21 protein-coding genes are annotated in these 21,165 nt (G+C 55.3%); 5 read left to right on the top strand and 16 right to left on the bottom strand.

The window, feature by feature from the left end; all coding sequences use genetic code 11:
* Positions 1-36 precede the first annotated feature (36 nt).
* The 13 genes from paaY to paaA form a co-directional block, all read right to left on the bottom strand.
* Positions 37-633, bottom strand: a complete 597-nt coding sequence (paaY, locus tag SGBXF1_RS15395) for a phenylacetic acid degradation protein PaaY (protein ID WP_037417218.1) — start codon at positions 631-633, stop codon at positions 37-39.
* Between the two features lie 12 nt (positions 634-645).
* On the bottom strand, positions 646-1,584 hold the full coding sequence (gene paaX / locus SGBXF1_RS15390; RefSeq protein ID WP_186427110.1) for a phenylacetic acid degradation operon negative regulatory protein PaaX: 939 nt from the start codon (positions 1,582-1,584) through the stop codon (positions 646-648).
* A 78-nt stretch (positions 1,585-1,662) separates the two neighbouring features.
* A complete protein-coding gene (paaK, locus tag SGBXF1_RS15385) occupies positions 1,663-2,970 on the bottom strand; it encodes a phenylacetate--CoA ligase PaaK (protein ID WP_186427109.1) in 1,308 nt (435 codons plus the stop codon).
* A 15-nt stretch (positions 2,971-2,985) separates the two neighbouring features.
* Entirely contained in the window at positions 2,986-4,191 is a 1,206-nt protein-coding gene (gene pcaF, locus SGBXF1_RS15380; protein ID WP_061806590.1) for a 3-oxoadipyl-CoA thiolase, read from the bottom strand.
* A complete protein-coding gene (gene paaI, locus SGBXF1_RS15375) occupies positions 4,188-4,628 on the bottom strand; it encodes a hydroxyphenylacetyl-CoA thioesterase PaaI (protein WP_037417231.1) in 441 nt (146 codons plus the stop codon). Before paaI ends, pcaF begins: the two co-directional genes overlap by 4 nt.
* Positions 4,628-6,145 carry a 3-hydroxyacyl-CoA dehydrogenase gene (locus SGBXF1_RS15370; RefSeq protein WP_186427108.1) on the bottom strand — a complete coding sequence of 506 codons (1,518 nt, stop codon included), beginning with the start codon at positions 6,143-6,145 and terminating at the stop codon, positions 4,628-4,630. Before SGBXF1_RS15370 ends, paaI begins: the two co-directional genes overlap by 1 nt.
* Positions 6,146-6,147: 2 nt before the next feature.
* On the bottom strand, positions 6,148-6,939 hold the full coding sequence (gene paaG / locus SGBXF1_RS15365) for a 2-(1,2-epoxy-1,2-dihydrophenyl)acetyl-CoA isomerase PaaG (protein ID WP_037417237.1): 792 nt from the start codon (positions 6,937-6,939) through the stop codon (positions 6,148-6,150).
* Between the two features lie 3 nt (positions 6,940-6,942).
* Positions 6,943-7,716: a 2,3-dehydroadipyl-CoA hydratase PaaF gene (paaF, locus tag SGBXF1_RS15360; protein ID WP_186427107.1), complete on the bottom strand. Its 774-nt coding sequence runs from the start codon at positions 7,714-7,716 to the stop codon at positions 6,943-6,945.
* A gap of 9 nt (positions 7,717-7,725) precedes the next feature.
* On the bottom strand, positions 7,726-8,784 hold the full coding sequence (paaE, locus tag SGBXF1_RS15355) for a 1,2-phenylacetyl-CoA epoxidase subunit PaaE (RefSeq protein ID WP_037417241.1): 1,059 nt from the start codon (positions 8,782-8,784) through the stop codon (positions 7,726-7,728).
* Positions 8,785-8,792: 8 nt separating this feature from the next.
* Positions 8,793-9,290, bottom strand: coding sequence for a 1,2-phenylacetyl-CoA epoxidase subunit PaaD (paaD, locus tag SGBXF1_RS15350; protein WP_037417244.1), 498 nt, complete (start codon positions 9,288-9,290; stop codon positions 8,793-8,795).
* A 9-nt stretch (positions 9,291-9,299) separates the two neighbouring features.
* Positions 9,300-10,058, bottom strand: a complete 759-nt coding sequence (gene paaC / locus SGBXF1_RS15345; protein ID WP_061806586.1) for a 1,2-phenylacetyl-CoA epoxidase subunit PaaC — start codon at positions 10,056-10,058, stop codon at positions 9,300-9,302.
* Positions 10,059-10,066: 8 nt separating this feature from the next.
* Positions 10,067-10,354 carry a 1,2-phenylacetyl-CoA epoxidase subunit PaaB gene (paaB, locus tag SGBXF1_RS15340; RefSeq protein ID WP_017893307.1) on the bottom strand — a complete coding sequence of 96 codons (288 nt, stop codon included), beginning with the start codon at positions 10,352-10,354 and terminating at the stop codon, positions 10,067-10,069.
* A gap of 12 nt (positions 10,355-10,366) precedes the next feature.
* Positions 10,367-11,305: a 1,2-phenylacetyl-CoA epoxidase subunit PaaA gene (gene paaA, locus SGBXF1_RS15335; RefSeq protein WP_037417250.1), complete on the bottom strand. Its 939-nt coding sequence runs from the start codon at positions 11,303-11,305 to the stop codon at positions 10,367-10,369.
* Positions 11,306-11,623: 318 nt separating this feature from the next.
* Here paaA and paaZ point away from each other — a divergent pair, with 318 nt between their 5' ends.
* Positions 11,624-13,696 (top strand): phenylacetic acid degradation bifunctional protein PaaZ, encoded by a 2,073-nt coding sequence (gene paaZ / locus SGBXF1_RS15330; protein ID WP_186427106.1) that lies wholly within the window; start codon positions 11,624-11,626, stop codon positions 13,694-13,696.
* A 62-nt stretch (positions 13,697-13,758) separates the two neighbouring features.
* A complete protein-coding gene (locus SGBXF1_RS15325) occupies positions 13,759-14,856 on the top strand; it encodes an AAA family ATPase (RefSeq protein ID WP_037417257.1) in 1,098 nt (365 codons plus the stop codon).
* Here the strand turns inward: SGBXF1_RS15325 and SGBXF1_RS15320 are convergent.
* A complete protein-coding gene (locus SGBXF1_RS15320; protein ID WP_037417260.1) occupies positions 14,853-15,755 on the bottom strand; it encodes a Kdo hydroxylase KdoO in 903 nt (300 codons plus the stop codon). The genes SGBXF1_RS15325 and SGBXF1_RS15320 overlap by 4 nt on opposite strands.
* 464 nt (positions 15,756-16,219) lie before the next feature.
* Complete coding sequence (locus SGBXF1_RS15315; RefSeq protein WP_037417263.1) at positions 16,220-17,770, bottom strand: sensor domain-containing diguanylate cyclase; 1,551 nt, start codon at positions 17,768-17,770, stop codon at positions 16,220-16,222.
* Between the two features lie 256 nt (positions 17,771-18,026).
* On the opposite strand from SGBXF1_RS15315, the gene SGBXF1_RS15310 reads away from it, so the two are divergent.
* Positions 18,027-18,221, top strand: coding sequence for a hypothetical protein (locus tag SGBXF1_RS15310; protein WP_061806582.1), 195 nt, complete (start codon positions 18,027-18,029; stop codon positions 18,219-18,221).
* A 55-nt stretch (positions 18,222-18,276) separates the two neighbouring features.
* Here the strand turns inward: SGBXF1_RS15310 and SGBXF1_RS15305 are convergent, their stop codons facing one another.
* A complete protein-coding gene (locus tag SGBXF1_RS15305) occupies positions 18,277-18,693 on the bottom strand; it encodes a VOC family protein (RefSeq protein ID WP_186427105.1) in 417 nt (138 codons plus the stop codon).
* A gap of 269 nt (positions 18,694-18,962) precedes the next feature.
* On the opposite strand from SGBXF1_RS15305, the gene SGBXF1_RS15300 reads away from it, so the two are divergent.
* On the top strand, positions 18,963-19,736 hold the full coding sequence (locus tag SGBXF1_RS15300) for an SDR family oxidoreductase (protein WP_037417271.1): 774 nt from the start codon (positions 18,963-18,965) through the stop codon (positions 19,734-19,736).
* Between the two features lie 53 nt (positions 19,737-19,789).
* Positions 19,790-20,692 carry a LysR family transcriptional regulator gene (locus tag SGBXF1_RS15295; protein ID WP_037417273.1) on the top strand — a complete coding sequence of 301 codons (903 nt, stop codon included), beginning with the start codon at positions 19,790-19,792 and terminating at the stop codon, positions 20,690-20,692.
* The last annotated feature ends 473 nt before the right edge of the window (positions 20,693-21,165 follow it).

Below are 21,165 nucleotides of genomic sequence, written 5' to 3'. Positions count from 1 at the left end.
AACCACTTTTTAACGGAATAGCGTATTTCGCGATACTTAAAGCTGACTTTTTGGGATCAGGTGGTCGCCAAAACTTAAGCGCTGACGATCCGGCTCGATTTCACTCAGTGGCGCGACTTCTTGCAGTGAAGATTTACAGCGCAGCACCAGATCATGGTATTCGTGCGTGCCAGCCACTTTCCACGCCAACTCCTGTTCGGTCAAGTCACGCAATACGCGCGCCGGACTGCCGACCACCAGCTTATTGGCGTCGATCACTGCGGCGGCTTTGACGAATGCCATCGCGCCCACGATGGTGTTTTCACCGATCTCCGCACCATCCATGATCACTGCGTTCATGCCAACCATGGCGTTACGGCGGATGCGACAGCCATGCAGGATCGCGCCGTGACCGATATGCCCATCCTGTTCCACTACGGTGTCTTGTTGCGGAAAGCCGTGCATGACGCAGTTGTCCTGAATATTGGCACCGTCGCAGATAACCAGCCGGCCAAAGTCACCACGAAGGCTGGCGTTTGGGCCGATATACACGTGTTTACCGACGATCACATCGCCAATCAACACCGCGGTCGGGTGGACATAGCTGCTGGGGTCTATGACTGGCGTTAGGCCGTCAATCTGATACACGGGCATCGTAAAATTTCCTTAAAGTGAAGGATCGCGCGGCAGGCCGCCAAAGCGTCGGTAATAACCTGCTGCTGGGGCGGGCAGGGTGCCGATAGTGGTTTCCGCCAATGCGCTGACATACTCGGTGGCGGCACGATCCACTCGTTGATAAATATTGATACACAGATTACGGGCGATTTGCCCCTCCCATTGGGTAGGCAGCAAGGCATCCGGCAGTAAAGGATCTTTTAGCACCACGCGCCGGAAGAAGTGGATCAATAATAGCTTAATCTGGAAGCAGCGCTGGGGCGTCAGCAGCGCGTCATCGGTTTCGCGCAGTAGCGCCATCAGCGGGCGGAAAGAAACGATAAACTCATGGTAATCGGCGGCAACGTCAGCCAGCGCCCAGCAGCTCGCCACTAGCTGTTGCAGTGTGTGCTCTGAGCGATTATAGGGATAGTCTGCACGGAAATAGATCACCTGTTCGCTGGCGTTAAGTTCGCCAAGCAGCGCCGTCACGTCGGTTTGCACGTGCGTCGGGGCTGCCATCAGGTTATTGGCTATTTGGCCGAAGCCTAACCAGCCCAGCTCTTTTTTTAGCCGCGCGCGGTCGTTCTTTTCAGCCCCTTCCAGCAACAGCAAATCCCACTTGCCATCCCAGGCGGGCGGTTCGCTGAGGTAGATTTTCGACTCTGCGTGGCGGAATTGACGCATGCCCTGTTCGGTCACCCGATAGAAGCTGCGGCGGCCGATTTTTTCGACGTCCAGCCAACCCTCTTTTTGCAGGCGGAATACCGAGGTGCGCACAAAGCGGTCACCGAACCCCAACGCTTCCAGCAGCGCACTTAGGCTGCCGAGCCACACCTCTCCGCCGCGATGGCTGAGCGCATCGCCGTACAGGGAGATAATCAGTGAGGTGCCGCTGATCGGCTGAGCGTCTATTGCATGGTGGATAAACTCATCCAGTTTATGTTCCATATTTTTCCATGGGTTAGCCGTCGATGAAGCGTAACATTACCACAATTCATTAAGGCGTCATCCGTGACGCCCGCACAATCAACGCGGTCTTAAGTCAACCACGCGTTGTGCTTTGCCTTCCGAGCGCGGGATGTCGCCACAGTTGGCGATGCTGACGTCGGTGCTGACGCCGATAATCGACTTGATATGGTGGCGAAGCTGGTGGCAGATCTCACAGCGTTGTTGATGGCTGAGGCTGAGCGCCGCTTCCTTCAATTCAACACGCACCGCCAGCGTATCCAGGTGTCCGCTGCGGCTGATTTGCAGTTGATAGTGTGGCGACAGTTGTTCGAACTGCATGATTTGTTCTTCCACCTGTGACGGGAAGACATTGACGCCGCGGATGATAAGCATGTCGTCGGAGCGGCCGGTAATTTTGCCCATTCGACGCATTTGACGCGCGTCACCTGGCAGCAAGCGGGTGAGATCACGGGTGCGATAGCGAATCACCGGCAGCGCCTCTTTGGTCAGGGTGGTGAACACCAGTTCGCCGTGCTGTCCGTCTGGCAGCGCGATGCCGGTTTCCGGACAAATGATCTCCGGCAGGAAGTGATCTTCCCAGATAGTCGGGCCACCGCCGCTTTCGGCGCACTCCATCGCCACCCCCGGCCCCATCACTTCGGACAGGCCGTAAATATCCAGCGCCTTGATGCCCATGCGGCTTTCAATTTCATGCCGCAGCGCTTCGGTCCAGGGCTCTGCGCCAAACACCCCAAGACGTAATGAGCAGCCACGCGCATCGCCGCCCATTTTGCGTTCCAGTTCATCGATCAGCGTTAAACAGTAGGATGGCGTCACCATGATCACGTCGGGTTTGAAATCCAGGATCAGCTGCGCCTGCCGCTCTGTCTGCCCGCCGGACATCGGGATCACGGTTGCCCCAAGCCGCTCCGCGCCGTAATGCGCCCCCAGCCCGCCGGTGAACAATCCATAGCCGTAGGCCACATGCACCTTGTCTTTGGCGGTGGCACCGGCGGCTCGCAGGCTACGGGCAACAATATCCGCCCAGTTGTCGATGTCACGTTGGGTATAGCCAACGACGGTTGGCCGCCCCGTAGTACCCGACGAGGCGTGAATACGGACCACTTGTTCCATCGGCACGGCGAAGGTGTCGAAGGGGTAGTTGTCACGCAGATCTTGTTTGGTGGTATAGGGGAAGCGGGTCAGGTCGCTCAGCTGTTTGAGATCGTCAGGGTGGACGCCCGCCTGATCAAACTTGCGTTTATACATCGGCACATTGTTGTAGGCGTGGTGAAGCGTCCATTTCAGACGTTCCAATTGCAACGCTTCAATTTCATCGCGCGAGGCGAACTCAATGGCATCGAGTGGCTGTGGATTAGTTGTCATAGTTAGCCTCGGGGATCAAACTCGCTCAATAATCATGGCGATGCCTTGGCCGACGCCGATGCACATGGTGCACAGTGCGTAGCGACCGGAACGCCGTTCCAGTTCAAACAGGGCGGCAAGCGCCAAACGCGCACCGCTCATACCCAGCGGGTGGCCCAGGGCGATCGCACCACCGTTAGGGTTTACCTGTGGTGCATCGTCCGGCAGGCCAAGCTGGCGCAATACTGCCAGCGCCTGGGCGGCAAACGCCTCATTCAGTTCAATCACGTCCATTTGCGCCAGGCTAAGACCGGCAATTTCCAGCACTTTACGGGTCGCAGGCAGCGGCCCCATGCCCATCAGGCTAGGTTCGACACCGCAGGTGGCGGTGGCAACGATACGTGCTCGCGGCGTTAATCCCTGGCTTAGAGCCATTGTTTCCGAGGCGACGATCAGCGCTGCCGCCCCGTCATTCAAGCCGGATGCGTTACCGGCGGTCACCGTACCGGGTTGGCGGAAAGGGGTTTTTAGCGCCTGCAATTGCGCCAACTGAGTGTCTGCGCGTGGATGTTCGTCCTGGCTGAATAGCGTGCTCACGCCTTTTTTGCCCCTGAGGCTAACCGGTTCAATTTCCTGTGCCAGCAATCCTCGTTCTTGTGCCTGGGCAGTGCGTTGCTGGCTACGCAATGCGAAAGCGTCTTGATCGGCACGGCTGATGTTGAACTGTGCCGCCACGTTTTCGGCCGTTTCTGGCATCGAGTCGGTACCGAATTGTGCTTGCATCAGCGGATTGATAAAACGCCAGCCCAGAGTCGTGTCATACAGTTGTGCCTGGCGGCTGAAGGCACTGTCAGCCTTACCCATCACCAGTGGAGCTCGCGTCATCGATTCTGCACCGCCCGCTAACACCAGCTCGGCTTCACCGGCTTTGATGCTGCGTGCCGCCATGGCGAGTGCGTCCAATCCAGAGCCGCACAGGCGGTTGATTGTGGTGCCGGACACATTGACCGGCAGACCAGCCAGTAGCGCCGCCATGCGCGCCAGATTGCGGTTATCTTCCCCGGCCTGATTGGCACAGCCCAGAATCACGTCATCGACCAACGACCAGTCCACCTGAGGATGGCGGGCCAGCAGGGTACGCAACGGTAGCGCAGCTAAATCATCAGCACGCACGTTGGCGAGTGCGCCGCCGTAACGGCCGATTGGCGTGCGGACGCCGTCGCAGATAAACGCCTGTTTCATGGTTGCTCCCCTAAAATGTGGTGGCCCAGACGATGTGCGCGGCCGCGGAACCAGGCGACGGTTTTGCCCAGTTGATTGACGATTTCCACGTCATACAACCCCGTTGTTTTACCCTGATGGCGCACTTCTGCGCTGGCAGTCAGGCGATCGCCTGCCAGTGCGGGGCGGATAAAATCTATGCTGCAACCGGATGCCACAGCGGCCAGCCCTTGGCTGTTGCAGGCGTAAGCGAAGGCGGTGTCTGCCAGACTAAACAGTTGACCGCCATGGCACGTCTGGTGACCATTGAGCATCTGCGGACCGACGATCATGCTGACGCGGGCGAAACCTGCATCCACGGCATCCACACGCATGCCCATTGCCTGCGCGCAGGTATCTTGTTGAAACATCTGTTCGGCGCAGCGTTGCGCCAGCGCATGGGGCGTATTGGCGTTCATCATTGGGCTCCTGAAGAGAGGGATGCGTAGTGGCGCAGCAGCGGCATCGGACGGTAGCGAGGCTCACCGTAATAGTGTTGCAGGTTTTCCAGCGTGGTCAGGATCTGTTGCCAGCCTAAGGCGGTCCCCCATTCCAGCGGGCCGCGAGGGTAGTTAACGCCACAGCACATGGCGTGATCGGTATCGACGGCACTGGCGACGTCCTTGTTTACGACATCGAGTGCTTCATTAGCCAGCATGGCGAGGGTGCGCATGACCAATAGGCCGGGATAGTCCGGTAACTGAATCACTTTTTTGCCAAGAGATTGCAGTAAGCGCACTACCGTGGCGTTGTGCCGGGCATCGTTTTGCGCCGCGCAGCTTATTGCGACGGTAGAAGCTTGCGAATAATTGGCGGACAGATCAAACAGCACCACGGGGGTTCCGGTTTCATCGGCGACTTGGCTAGCTGTTTTACCATTTGTTAACATAAATGTAACTTCGTCGAGCCGGGCAAATGCGCTGGTCTGGCCAGGTTGTTTGATCGTGACCGCATTTCCCGTCAGTAAATCGTCCAGCAGAGTCATGCCGGTAGGATCGCCGTGCAGCGTAATACTGCGCGGTAACGCTGCCGTCGAGGCAGGTAAGTAGTTGGCGGTCGGTTGGGGATGATCGCCATAACGGTAAAAACCGTGACCGCTTTTCCGCCCCAGACGCCCGGCGGCGACCAGTTCTTGTTGAACCAGCGACGGTGTAAAACGGGGATCCTGGAAGAAGGCTTGAAATACGGATTCGGTCACGGCGTAGTTGATGTCCTGACCAATCATATCGGTCAATTGCAGTGGCCCCATGGCGAAGCCACCCGCGTCTCGCATGACGCTATCCAGCGTGGTGGCATCGGCGACGTGCTCTTCCAAAGCGCGGAGGGTTTCTGCATAAAAAGGCCGTGCTACACGGTTCACGATAAACCCTGGCGTAGAGCGACACAGGACGCTTTGTTTACCCCATTGTTGAGTCAGTGTTTGCAGTGTGGCCACGGTTTCGGCGCTGGTGTCCAGACCGCTGACGATCTCGACCAACTTCATCAGCGGCGCCGGGTTAAAGAAGTGCAGACCCGCTAAGCGTTGTGGGTGCTGCAAGGCGCCCGCGATGGCGGTGATCGACAGTGATGACGTGTTGCTGGCAAACAGTGTGGCAGGGGAGCACAGGGCTTCCAGATCGCGGAACAGGCTCTGCTTGATCGGCAGTTTTTCCGCTACCGCTTCTATCACCAATTCGCTGTCGGCCAGTTGACTCAATGCATCCACCGGTTGAATGCGTGCCAGCAACGCTTCGGTATTGGCTGCATCGGCCTTACCTGCGGTAACCCGTTGGCGCAGTCGTTGCCCGAGCGCGTTGAGCGCCTGTTGGGCTGCGGAGGCGGCGATATCAAACAGCTGCACCTGATGCCCGGCACTTGCCGCCACTTGGGCGATACCTATACCCATGGTTCCGGCACCAATCACCGCGACCCTTGCGTTGACGTTCGGCAGGTTCATGTTCATTTCCCGCTGAAAGAAGGAGGACGTTTGGCGAAGAAGGCGCTGACCCCTTCACGGTAGTCGTCGCTGCGGCCACCGAGGCGTTGAAGATCGCGCTCCAGATCCAACTGTTGATCGAGAGTGTTGTTCGCCGAACTGTAGAGGGCTTTTTTAATCAGCCCCAGCCCATAGGTGGGTTGGGTAGCCAGGTGTTGTGCCAGCGTTTGGCTGGTGGCAGCCAGTTCATCCGCAGCCACCACCTGCCAGATCATGCCCCAGGCCAGGGCTTGTTGTGCGCTGACTTTGTCACCCAGCATTGCCATACCCATGGCGCGGGCGTGGCCTGCTAAGCGTGGCAGGAACCAACTGCCACCAGAATCCGGCACCAAGCCCAAACGACAGAATGACTGAATAAAGTTGGCGTTATCGGCAGCAATGACGATATCGCAGGCCAGCGCCAGAGCAGCGCCTGCGCCTGCTGCTACGCCGTTGACGGCGCACACCACCGGTTTTGGCAAGGCAGTCAAGCGACGGATCAGCGGATTATAGAAACGCTCGACTGACAGACCGAGGTCTGGCGCCTGCTGTTCCACGCTGACATTGCGATCATTCAGGTCTTGTCCGGCGCAAAAACCACGCCCGGCACCGGTGATCAGCAGGCAGCGTACCTTGTCGTCCCGTTCGGCGAGAGTAAGCGCTTCACTTAACTGGCGGTGCATCTCATCGTTAAAGCTATTGAGCCGATCCGGCCGGTTGAGGGTCAGGGTCAGCACCCCGGCTTCGAGGTGGGTGAGAATCAATGCATTATCCATAAATCAGCGCCCCTGATAGTTTGGCGTACGTTTTTCGAAGAAGGCGGCGATGCCTTCACGGCGATCGTCGGTGGCAGCCAGGGTGACAAATTGCTGGCGCTCAATGGCTAACCCCTGGCTAAGGCCGGTTTCTTCAGCCTGTTTCAATGCCTGTTTGGCGGCACGCAGTGCCATCGGTGCTTGCCGGCTGATGCGATCAGCGATCTGTTGTGCACGTTCCAGCGTTAGAGCATCTACGCACACCTCACTGACCAATCCGGCTTGTAACGCGCCTGCTGCGTTAATGGCTTCTCCCGTTAGCACCATCTGGCTGGCACGCGATTTCCCGACGCAGCGGATTAATCGCTGTGTGCCACCGGCACCCGGCATCAAACCGAGCGTGATTTCAGGCAGGCCAAAGCGCGCGTTTTCTCCGCAGATAACGATGTCGCAGGCCAGCGCCAACTCGCAGCCGGCGCCGAGCGCATAGCCGTTCACCGCCGCCAGCATGGGTTTGCTAAATTGCGCCAGCCGTTGCCACAACAGCGGACGGCGATCTGTCAGCGCAGCGGGCAGGTCTTGCTGTTGCAGTTCATGCAAATCGGCGCCAGCCGCAAAGAAACGAGGGGCACCGGTAATCACCACTGCGCCAACGCTGGCATCGGCGTCGGCGTGTTCCAACAAGTAAACCAGCTGTTCCAGGCACGGAGTATTCAGGGCATTGCGGGCCTCTGGGCGGTGCAGTGTCAGTGTCACTACGCGCTGGTGTTGCTGCCGCAGGATCAAAGGGGTTTCCATTGGTGGCTCCTATACGTCAAAGTCCAAGACCACACCGTCGCCGCGAGGCCACGACTGGCAGCTCAATACGTAACCTGCGGCCAACTGATCCGGTTCCAGGCTGTAATTGACGGCCATATCCACCTGGCCGGCCTTTAATCGGCATTTACAGGTGGCGCACACCCCACCTTTGCACGCGTAGGGCAGATCGGCGCCCTGACGCAGCGCGGCATCAAGAATGCTGTCATCCTGTGCACCAACTTCGATATTCAGGCGACGGCCATCGAGCAAGATTTCCACTTGGGTGGCGTTACGGTTGCCATCATTCATCGGGCGAGCGGCAATGCCGCTGGTGTTGAAACGTTCGCTATGAATGTGCCCAGTGGGTACGCCAGCCTGTTCCAGCACGCTTTGAGCATCGTCCATCATGGCTTCAGGCCCGCAGATAAAGGCGTGGTCATAGTCGCGGTAATCCAGCAGGGTATTGCCGATCGCCAACAGGTGCTCGCGGTCAATACGGCCACTGAGCAATGGGCTGTCCAGGTTTTCCTGGCTGAACATGTAGAGCGGCTGAAAGCGCTGTGGGTAGCGGTTTTTCAGATCGGACAGCGCCTCTTTGAACATCATCGAACGGCTGCTGCGATTACCGTAAATTAACGTGAAGCTGCTGTGTGGCTCGAGTTGCAGCGTAGCTTTGATGATCGACAGCATCGGCGTAATACCGGATCCAGCGGCAATGGCCAGATAGTTACCGCTATTTTCTGCCTGTGGCTGATAGCCGAAACGCCCTTGTGGCACCATCACCTCCAGCGCGTCACCGACCTTCAGCATGCGGTTAACGAACGAGGAGAATCGCCCCTGGTGAATGGCTTTTACACCAATCTGTAGTAGCCCTTCCTGTGGCGAACTGCATATGGAATAGCAGCGGCGCAACTCTTCACCGTCGATCTGTGCCTTCAGCGTCAAATGTTGACCTGGCGTGTAGCGATAGTGACCTTTCAGTTCTTCGGGCACCCGCAGTGTGATGGCTACGGCGTCCGGCGTTTCGCGCTCGATGGCAGCGACGTTCAGGCGATGGAAGACCGTCATGGCGTTTCCTAAATACATTTGAAGTAATCGAAGGGTTCACGGCAATCGCAGCAGCGGTACAGCGCCTTGCAAGCGGTGGAACCAAATTCGCTGATTTTCTCGCTGTGGGTGCTGCCGCAACGCGGGCAAGGGACCGGGCCGTGCAATTGCGGCTTGTCGCAGGTGTGTCCCTGTGGCGGCGCAACGCCATATTCCCGCAACCGTGCGCGTGCAGCGGCGTTCATCCAGTCGGTGGTCCAGGCTGGGCTGAGTTGGATCGTCACTTTTACTGGGCTGAACCCGGCCTCTGCCAGGCGTTGTTCGATTGCCTCAAGCAGGAACTCGGTGGCGGGGCAACCGGAGTAGGTCGGCGTAAAGGTAATGCGCCAGCCGGTCCCCTCAGCTTCAACGTCGCGCACCATGCCCAGATCGGTAATCGACAGCACCGGCAGTTCCGGATCGCTGATCTGTTGCAGGCAGTGCCAAATTTGCGGGATCTCAGCGGCCTGTAGCCGGGTGATGTTCATAACGGCCTCCTACCAGTTCGCGTTCGGATAGGCGCGTTGCAGAAATTGCATCTCCGCCAGGAGTGGACCGAGGTGCTCGCTATGCTGCCCTTGTTTGCCGCCATGGCGGAACGCCTGCTCTGTCGGTAACGTCAGAGTGGCCTGTTGTAACGTGTCATTCACGAGTGCCAGCCACGGTGCCTCCAGCTGACGAGGATCGGCGGCGATACCTTGTTCGGCTAATTGTTGCTCCAGGTCATCGGCGTGGAACAGTTCGGCGGTAAAGCGCCACAGGTTGTCCAGCGACTGCTGGATTTTTTGGTGGCTGAGCGGGCTACCGTCACCCAGACGAATCATCCAGCCGCGGCTGAAACGCAGGTGGTAATGCGCTTCTTTTAGCGACTTGGCGGCGATAGCGGCAAGTTGAGTATCACGGCTGTTGCTCAGGGCCTGATGCAGTTGTACGTGATAGGCATCGATCAAGAACTGGCGTACCAGGGTGTCGTTGAAACCGCCATTGGGTTGCTCTGCCAGCAGCAGGTTGTGGAACTCGCGTTCGTCACGACCGAAAGCCAAACGGTCTTCGCTGTATTGCGGCCCCGCCAGCTCGGCGGCATAACCGAGAAAGTTGCGTGCCTGACCAAGCAGATCCAGGCCAATATTCGCCAGTGCGAGGTCGATTTCCAACTCCGGTGCGTGCCCACACCAGGCGCACAACCGTTGGGCGAGGATCAGTGGCGTATCGCCTTGACGCAGGATATAAGTGATTCGCGGATCGTTAAGGGTCATAACCGCCTCTACATGTTCTTGATGCCGTCGGGAATGGTATAGAACGTCGGATGACGGTAAATTTTGTCATCCGACGGATCGAAGAAAGCTTCACGATCCTCAGGCTGTGAGGCGATCAGGTGGCTGGACTGCACCACCCAGATTGAGCAGCCTTCGTTACGGCGTGTATAGGCATCGCGGGCATTTTCCAGCGCCATCTGATCATCAGCGGCGTGCAGGCTGCCGACATGGCGGTGTGCCAACCCTTGTTTGCTGCGGATAAACACTTCATACAGCGGCCATTCAACGTGTGTCATCATCGATTCCTTTTATGCAGCGGTTGAGGTGTTTTTTGACGCGTGGGTCAGGGCGCCTTCGCGCACCCAGGCACCGTCTTCCCAGGCACGACGTTTGGCCTGCAGGCGTTCGTGATTGCATTGCCCACGCCCTTTGATCACCTCGTGCAGTTCACTCCAATCAATGTCGCCGAAACGGTAGTGACCGGCGGCTTCGTCCCATGCCAAGTCAGCATCCGGCGCGCTCATCCCCAGGGCTTCCAATTGTGGAACGGTGTTGTCGACAAATTTCTGCCGCAGTTCATCGTTGCTGTGGCGTTTGATCTTCCAGGCCATGCTTTGTGCGCTGTGGGGAGAGTCGGTATCACTTGGACCAAACATCATCAGCACCGGCCACCAGAAACGATTAATCGCATCTTGCAGCATCGCTTTCTGGTGTTCGTTACCGTTGGCCATTGCCATTACTGCTTCGTACCCCTGACGCTGGTGGAAGCTTTCTTCTTTGCAAATCTTCACCATGGCGCGTGCATAAGGGCCGTAAGACGCGCGGCACAGGGCTACCTGATTGACGATAGCCGCGCCGTCCACCAACCAGCCAATCACCCCAATATCCGCCCAGTTGAGCGTCGGATAATTGAAGATTGATGAGTATTTCATCTTGCCGTCGAGCATCTTTTGGTAGATGTCCTGACGCGAGCAACCCAGGGTTTCGGCTGCGCTGTAGAGGTACAGGCCGTGTCCGGCTTCGTCTTGTACTTTCGCCAGCAATACCGCTTTGCGACGCAGGGTGGGCGCCCGGGTGAGCCAGTTGGCTTCAGGCAGCATGCCGACCACTTCGGAATGGGCATGCTGACCAATCTGGCGGATCAGGTTTTGGCGGTAGGCATCCGGCATCCAATCTTTGGCTTCAATGGAAGTATCCGCCGCAATTTTGTCATCGAAGTGCTGCTGTTGTTGCGCGTCAGTTGTCATGCTTGCCTCTTGGTGATTCGTATTTTTCACATTGAATATAAAAATGTGAATCACGTTAACTAACCTTAAGGCTACAAACTGATAACAAAAAGATCAAATGACATTTGTGTGGTTTTGCGATGGCACTCACAAGGGTTATTATTATACTGTTGTTATATATCGATATTTAAAATCAACAAGTCACACCAGAACCTCTTTTTATCGAGGTTTTTATGCGTTGTGTTTTAACTTTGTTAAATTTTACCTTGGCGAGAGCTGGACAATATGTGATACGTAATTAATCCTTGTTGTGTAAATTTATGAATTCCGGAGGAGCAAATGCAGCAGTTACACAGTTACCTTTCTGGCGGTTGGGTGTTCGGTCAGGGCGCCGCCCGCGAAATCCATCATGCTGTCACCGGCGAGCCGCTGTATCAGGTTTGTTCCGACGGGTTGCCACTGGCTGCCAGCCTGGAGTATGCACGTAACCAGGGTGGCAGGGCGCTGGCACAAATGACCTTCCAGCAGCGTGCACAAATGATGAAAGCGGTGGCGAAACACCTGCTGGCGCATAAAGAGTCGCTGTATGAGATTTCATACCAGACCGGCGCGACGCGCAGTGATGGTTGGGTCGATATTGAGGGCGGTATAGCAACGCTATTCGCCTATGCCGGGTTGGCGGGACGCGAACTGCCGGACGATACCCTGTGGCCGGAGGATGAACTGATTCCCCTGTCCAAGCAGTCTCAGTTTGCCGCCCGCCACGTACTGACATCGCGGCCCGGTGTCGCGTTACACATTAATGCCTTTAACTTCCCTTGCTGGGGGATGCTGGAAAAACTGGCGCCCACCTGGCTGGCTGGCATGCCGGCGATCATTAAGCCGGCAACGGCCACGGCCCAATTAACGCAGGCGATGGTCAGGCTGATTATCGACAGTGGCCTTGTGCCTGAAGGTGCATTGCAGTTGGTGTGTGGCGGTGTAGGTGACATGTTTGAACATCTGGATTACCAAGACGCGGTGACCTTTACCGGTTCGGCGCAGACCGGTCAGAAGCTGCGTGCACATCCGCGTCTGTTGGAGAAATCTATTGCTTTCACCATGGAAGCTGACTCACTCAACTGTTGTGTGTTGGGTGAAGACGTTACGCCACAGATGCCAGAGTTTGCGCTGTTTATCAAAGAGGTATGTCGTGAGATGACCGCCAAGGCCGGGCAGAAATGTACGGCCATTCGGCGGATTATCGTACCGGTGAAGCGGGTGGCGGACGTGCAGCAGGCATTGTTGCAGCGGTTGGCTGGCGTGACGATAGGTGATCCAAAATTGGAACAGGTACGCATGGGGGCGCTGGTCAGCCACGAGCAACGCGATGACGTGCAGCAAAAGGTTGATTTCCTGCTGCATAACGGTTGCGAACCCCTGTGCGGCGCGGTGGCTGATAAACTGGACGTGATGGGGGACGGTGCGAAAAACGGCGCATTTTACCCGGTTACCCTGTTGTATTGCGCCGATCCCTTTACTCATCAGGCCGTGCACGGTACTGAGGCGTTTGGCCCAGTAGCAACGCTGATGCCTTATCAACACACCGAACAGGCGATTGAATTGGCTTTGATGGGCCAAGGGAGCCTGGCGGGATCGTTGGTCACTGCTGATGAAGCGCTGGCGACGCGGTTCATTCGCGCCACTGCCTGCGCCCATGGTCGTATGCTGATTCTGGATCAACATGCAGCGACGGAATCCACCGGTCACGGTTCGCCGCTGCCGATGCTGGTACACGGCGGGCCAGGACGCGCCGGCGGTGGTGAGGAATTGGGTGGGTTGCGGGCGGTGAAACACTATATGCAACGCACCGCTATCCAGGGCAGTCCGGCGATGCTGGCGGCAATCGGACGTGAGTGGGTGCGTGGGGCCACGGTGATTGAGGATCCGGTTCATCCATTCCGTAAATATTTTGAACAACTGCGACTGGGTGAAAGCCTGCTGACTGCACGTCGTACCGTTACCGAAGCCGATATTGTTAACTTTGCCTGCCTGAGCGGTGACCATTTCTATGCGCATATGGATAAGATCGGCGCTGCCGAGTCACTGTTTGGCGAGCGAGTCGCCCATGGCTACTTTGTGGTTTCCGCCGCCGCCGGGCTGTTTGTTGACCCAGGCGTGGGGCCGGTGATTGCTAACTACGGCATGGAAAATTTGCGCTTTATCGAACCCGTGAAGATTGGCGATACCATTCAGGTACGACTGACCTGCAAGAAAAAAATCCGTAAGCCACAGAAGACTGCAGAAGATCGCCCGCATGGCGTGGTGGTGTGGGACGTCCAGGTGCTCAATCAGCATCAACAAGCAGTCGCGTTGTACAGCATCCTCACGTTGGTGGCGCGCCAGGAAGGGGATATCGCACCGGCAAGCTGATGGCGGCGGGGGTAGGGTGCCTATGTTAAGATGCGCCATACCCTTGAGCAAAGATTGCGCCGATGACGATCCAAAAACTTCAACTGAGCGGTTTTCGCTCTATACGCAACCTGCAACTGCAATTGGGCCGTCTGAATGTGATCAGCGGCCCGAACGGCTGTGGAAAATCCAACCTGTATAAAGCGGTGCGGTTGATACACGAGGCCGCATCTGGTCGGCTGTCTGCGGCGTTGGCAGAAGAGGGCGGCATTCAAAAAGCGATGTGGGCAGGAGGGCTACGCCCGGGTGACAGACGGGGTGATCCAAAACGAATGTTGCTGTCAGCGACGCTGGATGACTTTGACTACCAGTTACAGCTGGGTTTCCCTGATCCGACAGAGAGTTTGTTCCAGCTCGATCCACTGGTCAAAGAAGAATCACTGTGGGTTAGTGGTCACGGCCGCCGACCTTCAGCCCGGGTGCTTGAACGGCGTAACCAAAGTGCGTTCCTGACGAACCTACAGGGTGAGCGTGCCACTTATCCCGCCAGCCTGCATGCAGAAGAGTCGGTGTTTGGTCAGCTTGCCGATCCGCATTTGTATCCGGAAGTATCACAGGTGCGTGAAAATTTGCGACGCTGGCGTTTCTATCATGAGTTTGCCGTATGGCCGGGTTCGCCGCTACGTACGCCGCAAGTGGGGATCCGTGCGCCTATCTTGGCACACGACGGGAGCAATCTGGCTGCTGCCTTCGAAACCATTTGTGAAATTGGAAATGGAGAGTTGCTGCGCGACATATTGGCGCAAGCATTTCCTGACAGTGAGTTTGAAATACAGGCGCCACAAGGGCGTTTCCAACTCTTGATGCACCGTGCAGGTATTTTACGGCCTTTGGACAGCGCGGAACTTTCCGACGGCACACTGCGTTTTCTCTGCCTGGCGGTCGCGATGCTTAGCCCGAGACCTCCGGCCTTCATGGCATTCAATGAACCTGAAAATAGCCTGCATCCGCAATTGCTGCCGGCATTGGCGCTCCTGATTGCTGAAGCCAGCCGCTACAGCCAGCTGTGGATCACCAGCCATTCCCCTCAACTGGCTGAATTGATTGGTCGCCACAGCGAGGTCACACATTATCAATTGATGCAGCAGCAGGGGGAAACCCTGCTGACGGAATCGGACTAAAGCAATGGCTGGTGCAGCAGTGTTTCCAACACTTTCAGCGGCGATTGTTGTGGATTTTTCATGGCGTTGACCGGCAGCAGGAAGGTCTGTTCCAACATAAATTGACCGGCCATTGCCGCGTGCGGCGTCTGATCGGAAAAACAGATCCAACTGCTACCCGGTGGTAAATCCAGCGCCAGTTGCGGGCCCTGCTGCTGATAGTGTTGATCGGCTTTCATTGCGTCATGCAGTTGCAGCATCAGGTGGTCGTAATGGCTGCGGCGGCGCTTGGTAATACCGACTTTATGTTGCAACCAACTACTCAACGGGGAATAGCGCGACAGACGGGGTATAAAACGTTGCGCTAATTCAGGGAAAGGCTCACCAATACGCCATTGGCGATGCTCTCCGTTAGGATTGATGTTGGTAAAGATTCGCAGGATGCGTTCCCCGTGATTTGGACGAGAAGGGAAGGCATCTACGTGCAGTCGGCTGTCGTCTTTACGCCATGAGCTGGTTGCACGCCAGGCCGATACTGGATGCAGGCGCAGGCTATTGGTGGGGGAATGCAGCGTTTGCTGATAGTGCGGTAATAACCCGGAGATCAACTGACGGCAGGACTGGTAATAGCGTGCCAGCAGTGCCTGGACTTGTGGCTGTTGTCCCGCGACCGCCACGCCAGAAAGTTTATTCATTTCCGGCCAATAGCTGATGTTTTTACGTTTGGCATCGACCAGTGATGGATCTAATAGCGTTAGTTCCTCTGTCGATAATGAAAAAGCCAGCTCTGGTAAAAACAGTATCTTACCCTGCTCCAGAGCCTCGACGGCGGAGAGAGGAAGGGACGAAGGAACCGCATCCCACTGCCGTTGTGGCAAATTCATCACCGCCTGTTCAGGCGTTAGGTTATCCGCACGCATAATATCTCCTTGCGAAGGTTGATGCTTTATACCCGTCATACTTCAAGCTGCAGGTGTGTTAACTGCGAGCGCTCAACCGAGTTAGTTTCTCGAGTAAACGCATAGGGACTCACACTCTTGCTGCCTTTCTGCAACTCGAATTATTTAGGGTGTAATATTTTTAATTTGAAAGGTATTTATAACCAAGGGGGATTATTTCATTGGGTTTTATTAATTATTATTAATAGGAACTCGCTTTCAAGCGTAGCACTATTAAAATGCGGTAAATAGTAAACAGACATTAAACGAAGGTGCTAAGCGCACGAATAGGTAAAAATAGATTTGTTGAACGTTAATTAATTCTCGATGAGAATAAATTAATGAGTTAATTATATTTTTTGTTTTTAATCAGTGGGTTGGATTTTTTTTCGAGCTAAGCGGTTATTTTATCGCTGGGCCACCTCCTGCGGAGGTGGCCCAGAATGTTAAGCAGTGTAAATGCAGTTTTTACCCTGTTCTTTGGCTTGGTACAGCGCGCTGTCTGCCTGATTGATAAAACCAATAGGTGTGTCGTTATACATATGCGGCACCTTGGCATAGATACCGATGCTGATGGTGACGATGCCGTGCGGGTTGCCCCTATGCGGTATTTTCAGATCACGTACCGCTTCGATGACGCGCTCAGCGAAGATTAAGGCTCCCTGAGCGTCGGTATCCGGCAGAATAATGCCCATTTCTTCACCACCGTAACGGGCCATGATGTCATTGCTGCGGCTGGCTAACCCTTTGAGCATCTGCCCGATCTGCTGTAGGCACTGGTCTCCGGCGACATGACCGTAGATGTCGTTGTACTGCTTGAAATAGTCGATATCCAGCATCAACAGCGCCACGCTGCGATAATTGCGTGAAGCACGCATCAGCTCATTTTTTAACGCGATATCAAACTGACGGCGGTTGGCCAGGCCAGTCAGACCATCCAGCAGTGCCAGTTCTTCCAGCGTGCGATTGATGCTGGTGAGCTGATCTCGGGTGCGCATGAGTTCTGCTTCGGTTCGTACGCTGTGGTTGATTTGGCGCATCAGTACGAGGCCCAACGCCAACAGAATCGCCAATAGAGTGAACCCACCCAGGGCAAACACGCCAGAGTCGTTGCGCCAGTCGGCCAGAGCATCCTCTTTCGATAAGCCCGCCGCAATCACTAATGGGTAACGGTTGACCCGCGAATAACCATAGATCCGTTCCACTTTGTCGTAACGTGAGATGATGGTGGCATTACCGAATTCCGAGTGCGGCAGGATCTCGCGAAACAGCACGCCGTCAGAGATGTTCTTGCCGATCGCGGCAATGGAATAAGGGCGACGGTAGAGGATGGTGCCGTCCGCCAATAGCAAGTTGAGCGACGCATCGCTATTCAGCGCAAAGGTATCGTAAAACTGACGGAAATAGTCGACATACAGCGTGGCCAATACCACTCCGGCAAAACTGCCGTCCGGGTTATTGAAGCGTCGTGACACCGGAATGATTAAATCGCCGGTAGAACGGCTACGTACCACTTTACCGATGTAGATCGTATTGCTGTTATGATCGAGGTGATACTTAAAATACTCGCGATCGGCATTGTTGGCGTTTTGTACGAACCTTCCCGATGAGGTGACGATCCAATTTCCCTGCGCATCGTAGACAAACAGGCCGTGCAGTTGAGGCAGGTTACCGACCTGGGATTGCATGACTTTTTGCAGGCGCAACTGCTGCTTTTGGCCCAGTCCATCGCTTTGAATGCGTTCGGTCAGATCGGACAGCGTACTGTCTGTCTGCATAAAGGTGTCATCAGCATGCTGTGCCAAGGAGCGGGCCAGATTAGCAGATTCATGGTCGGCACTTTGCAGGTCACGCTGGTGCGCATTCCAAATTTGCCAGGCGTTAAACAGGATCAACGTGGCGGCAACGATGACGACAAATACGCCGGCCTGGAATAATAACGGGGAATTTTTACCGTTGCGTGGCTGTTCGGCATCCTGAGGTTGCTGCTGTGTCATGTCACCCTTGCTGTACAATCTTCAAATCGTGTTAAGAACAATCCTACATCTTATTCGTTAATCCCGCAGACCACTACTCCCTTGCGCAAAATGAGTAAAATGCCTAACGAATATAACCGCCCTGAATCGTGCGTGGGTCGTATGCCGTGTCTCATCCAAACACGGTGATGAGCAGTGTCAGTCTAGAGACAACGCGAAATTCATCGGTATACAATTCGCCATAAAACCGGACAGGAGAATAATAAGGGAACCTGGCATGTCTGATTACATCATTATTAGTTTGTTGACGTTGGTTGTTTATTATCCGGTGACGTTGGGGGTGCTGGCATTAATGATTGTGTTTGCCTGGCGGCGACGTAAATCGCCCTACTGGCGTTTAGGGTTGGTGCTGTTGGCTGCAATGTTTGTGTTATTCGCCATGGCGGCATACGACTGGTATCACTACAACTGATGGCTGGCGGTGCGATGGCTGCTATGAGCGGCGGACACCGCACCGAGATGACAAATTATTCAACGTTAACCATCCAATTAACACCAAACTGATCGGTCAACATGCCAAAACCCTTGGCCCAAAAGGTGGGCTGGAAAGGCATAGTCACTTGACCGCCCTGTGAGAGCTTTTCAAATAGCTCGCGACCTTGATCGACGTTGCTCGGGTTGAGAGACAGTGCAAATCCTTTATGTGATGCGTCAGCGCCATCTTGTGGACAGCCGTCGGAGGCCATCAAGGCCGTTTCACCAATCAATAACCGTGCATGCATGATGGACTCTGGATTGACATCCTGTGGGTTACCTTGTTTGGCTTCTTCCGGCATCTCTTTATAACGCATCATCATCTCAAGTTTAGCGCCCAGCTGCGCCACGTAGAAATTAACCGCCTGTTCGCAGTCACCGCTAAAAAATAGATAGGGTTGAATCAACATGACATTGACCTCTGTTATGGCCCGTCAGGACGTTTGGCTGCCCACGGGCGGGAAGCAATAGTTTCTATTTGCGACTATTGCCGTTGGCAACTTACAAGTGTAGTGCGATTTGCGCTGAATGCCCGGCGAGCGATCACGCGGTAAAGATTTCTTGCAGTGTAGGGGCCTATTGGTCAGAAAATTGGGATAGTTCATCCCAATTTGGACAGATTATCTGGGCGGTCACAGTTCCTATACTCGTTGCAACCTTCACTAACGGAGTTACTGTAATGAGCAAGCAATCTTTGAATGGAAAAGTCGTCTTGATCGCTGGTGGTGCGAAGAACTTGGGTGGCCTGGTGGCACGCGATCTGGCGGCTAGCGGTGCGGCAGCCGTAGTGGTGCATTACAACAGCGATGCGACTCGAGCGGCAGCGGAAGACACGCTAAAGGCAGTGAAAGCAGCGGGTGCGCAGGCGATAGCGGTGCAGGGCGATCTGACTCAGCCTGGTAACGTGGCGCGCCTGTTTGAAGAGGCGGTCAAGGCGTTCGGCAAAGTGGATATTGCGATCAATACGGCCGGTCTGGTGATCAAAAAACCGATTGCCGACGTGACCGAAGCAGATTACGACAGCAGTTTTGACATCAACGCCAAGGCGGCGTTTTTCTTTATCCAGCAGGCAGGTAAACATCTGGCCGACAACGGGCGCATTGTGACTATCGTCAGTTCATTGCTGGCTGCCTATACGCCGTTTTATGCGGTGTATCCAGGCAGCAAGGCGCCAGTAGAACACTTCACCCGCGCTGCATCCAAAGAGTTTGGCGAACGGGGGATCAGTGTAAATGCTATCGGCCCGGGGCCAATGGATACGCCATTTTTCTACGGCCAGGAAAGTAAGGAAGCGGTGGAATATCACAGCAGTGCTGCGGCACTGAGCAAGTTCTCGAAAACCGGCCTGACCGACATTGAGGACATTGCGCCTATCGTCAAATTTTTGGTCACCGATGGCTGGTGGATCACCGGGCAGACGTTGTTTGCCAACGGTGGCTATACTACCCGTTAATCTCAGTTCTGCTGCGGCGCGTGCCGCAGCCTGTTTATCAGGATGGACAATCGGTGGATAAAATAGGGAGATTACGGGTGTTTATCCAGGTTGCCGAGGTGGGCAGTTTCATTCGTGCCTCGCAAATCTTGATGATGCCAAAAACCACGGTGTCGGCGGCAATACAGCAACTGGAACATGAAATGGGCGCTCGTCTGTTTCATCGCACCACTCGCCGGGTGCAACTGACCAGTGACGGCGAGCTATTGCTCGAGAAAGCACGTAACCTGCTGGGTGACGTGGAGGAATTGGAAAGCCTTTTTCACCGCCAAAATGGCCCAATTGATGGTCGTCTGACCGTCGATGTCCCCAGCCGTATTGCCCGGCGGATGATTGTGCCGGCGTTGCCTGACTTCTTTTCTCAGTACCCCGACATTCAGCTGTTTCTCAGTGCCAGCGACCGCTCAATCGATTTGATTCAGGAGGGGATCGACTGCGTGGTTCGCGTTGGTAGCCTCAGCGACAGCAGTCTGGTCAGCCAACCGCTGGGGCGACTCAGCATGATTAACTGCGCCAGCCCGGCTTACCTACAACGCTACGGTGTCCCCGATACGACTGCGCAATTGGACGATCATTGGGTGGTGGGGTATGCGCAGCCCACACTGGTGGGCGCAGATACCTGGTCGTGGCAACAGGGCGATCAGTACGGTGAAAAAACGCTGCGCAGTCGGGTGACGGTTAACAATGCAGAAAACTATATCGGGTGTTGTTTGGCAGGGCTGGGGTTGATGCAGATACCCCGTTTTGATGTTCAGCATCATCTGGATAACGGCAGCCTGTGCGAGATTTTGCCGCAGGCTCGACCGCCAGCGATGGGTATTGCGTTGCTTTACCCGCATCGCCGCCAGCGTTCGGCACGTTTCATCGCGTTTGCCGAGTGGTTTAGCCACTTAATCAAGCCGTTTTGCGAAACCTGAGGCCTGGTGGCTTATGGGATTTTTATCTAAACGTAGTGAGATTTGTTATTCATTTTCAGCCAATTAAATGTGCTGAAAAAATAAGACACATTTAAAGCCGACAATAAAGTGACAAAAGATGTGTAACATTACATCAGCAGGAGAATGGCAGAGCCATTCCAGACAGCTGCCAGGGCGTAGAGCGCGGTCAGTATCAGCAAAAATGGTGCATTGGTCATGGTCTGTCTCCTGCGGGAAGATTCATCTTAATTATAGCGCGCAGAAATGACAGTTAGGTGAATGTGGTTGTTTTATGTACAGACAAATTCAGACACACGGAAATGTGTAAACTGCTGATATTTGTCTATAGTAACAGTGTGAAGATGCGTGTTTAGCGCGATTCACCCTGTATCGCGCTGCCGGTCACGGCAAGCACAGGGAACACCAGTGCGAAAATATCGATCAGGGTTGGAGCAGGCGCCGTCGTGGGTCTG

The sequence above is a fragment of the Serratia grimesii genome (assembly GCF_900186025.1).
GTDB lineage: Bacteria > Pseudomonadota > Gammaproteobacteria > Enterobacterales > Enterobacteriaceae > Serratia > Serratia grimesii.
Note: the sequence above shows the minus strand (reverse complement) of the source record. Positions and strands in the feature narration are given on the sequence as shown.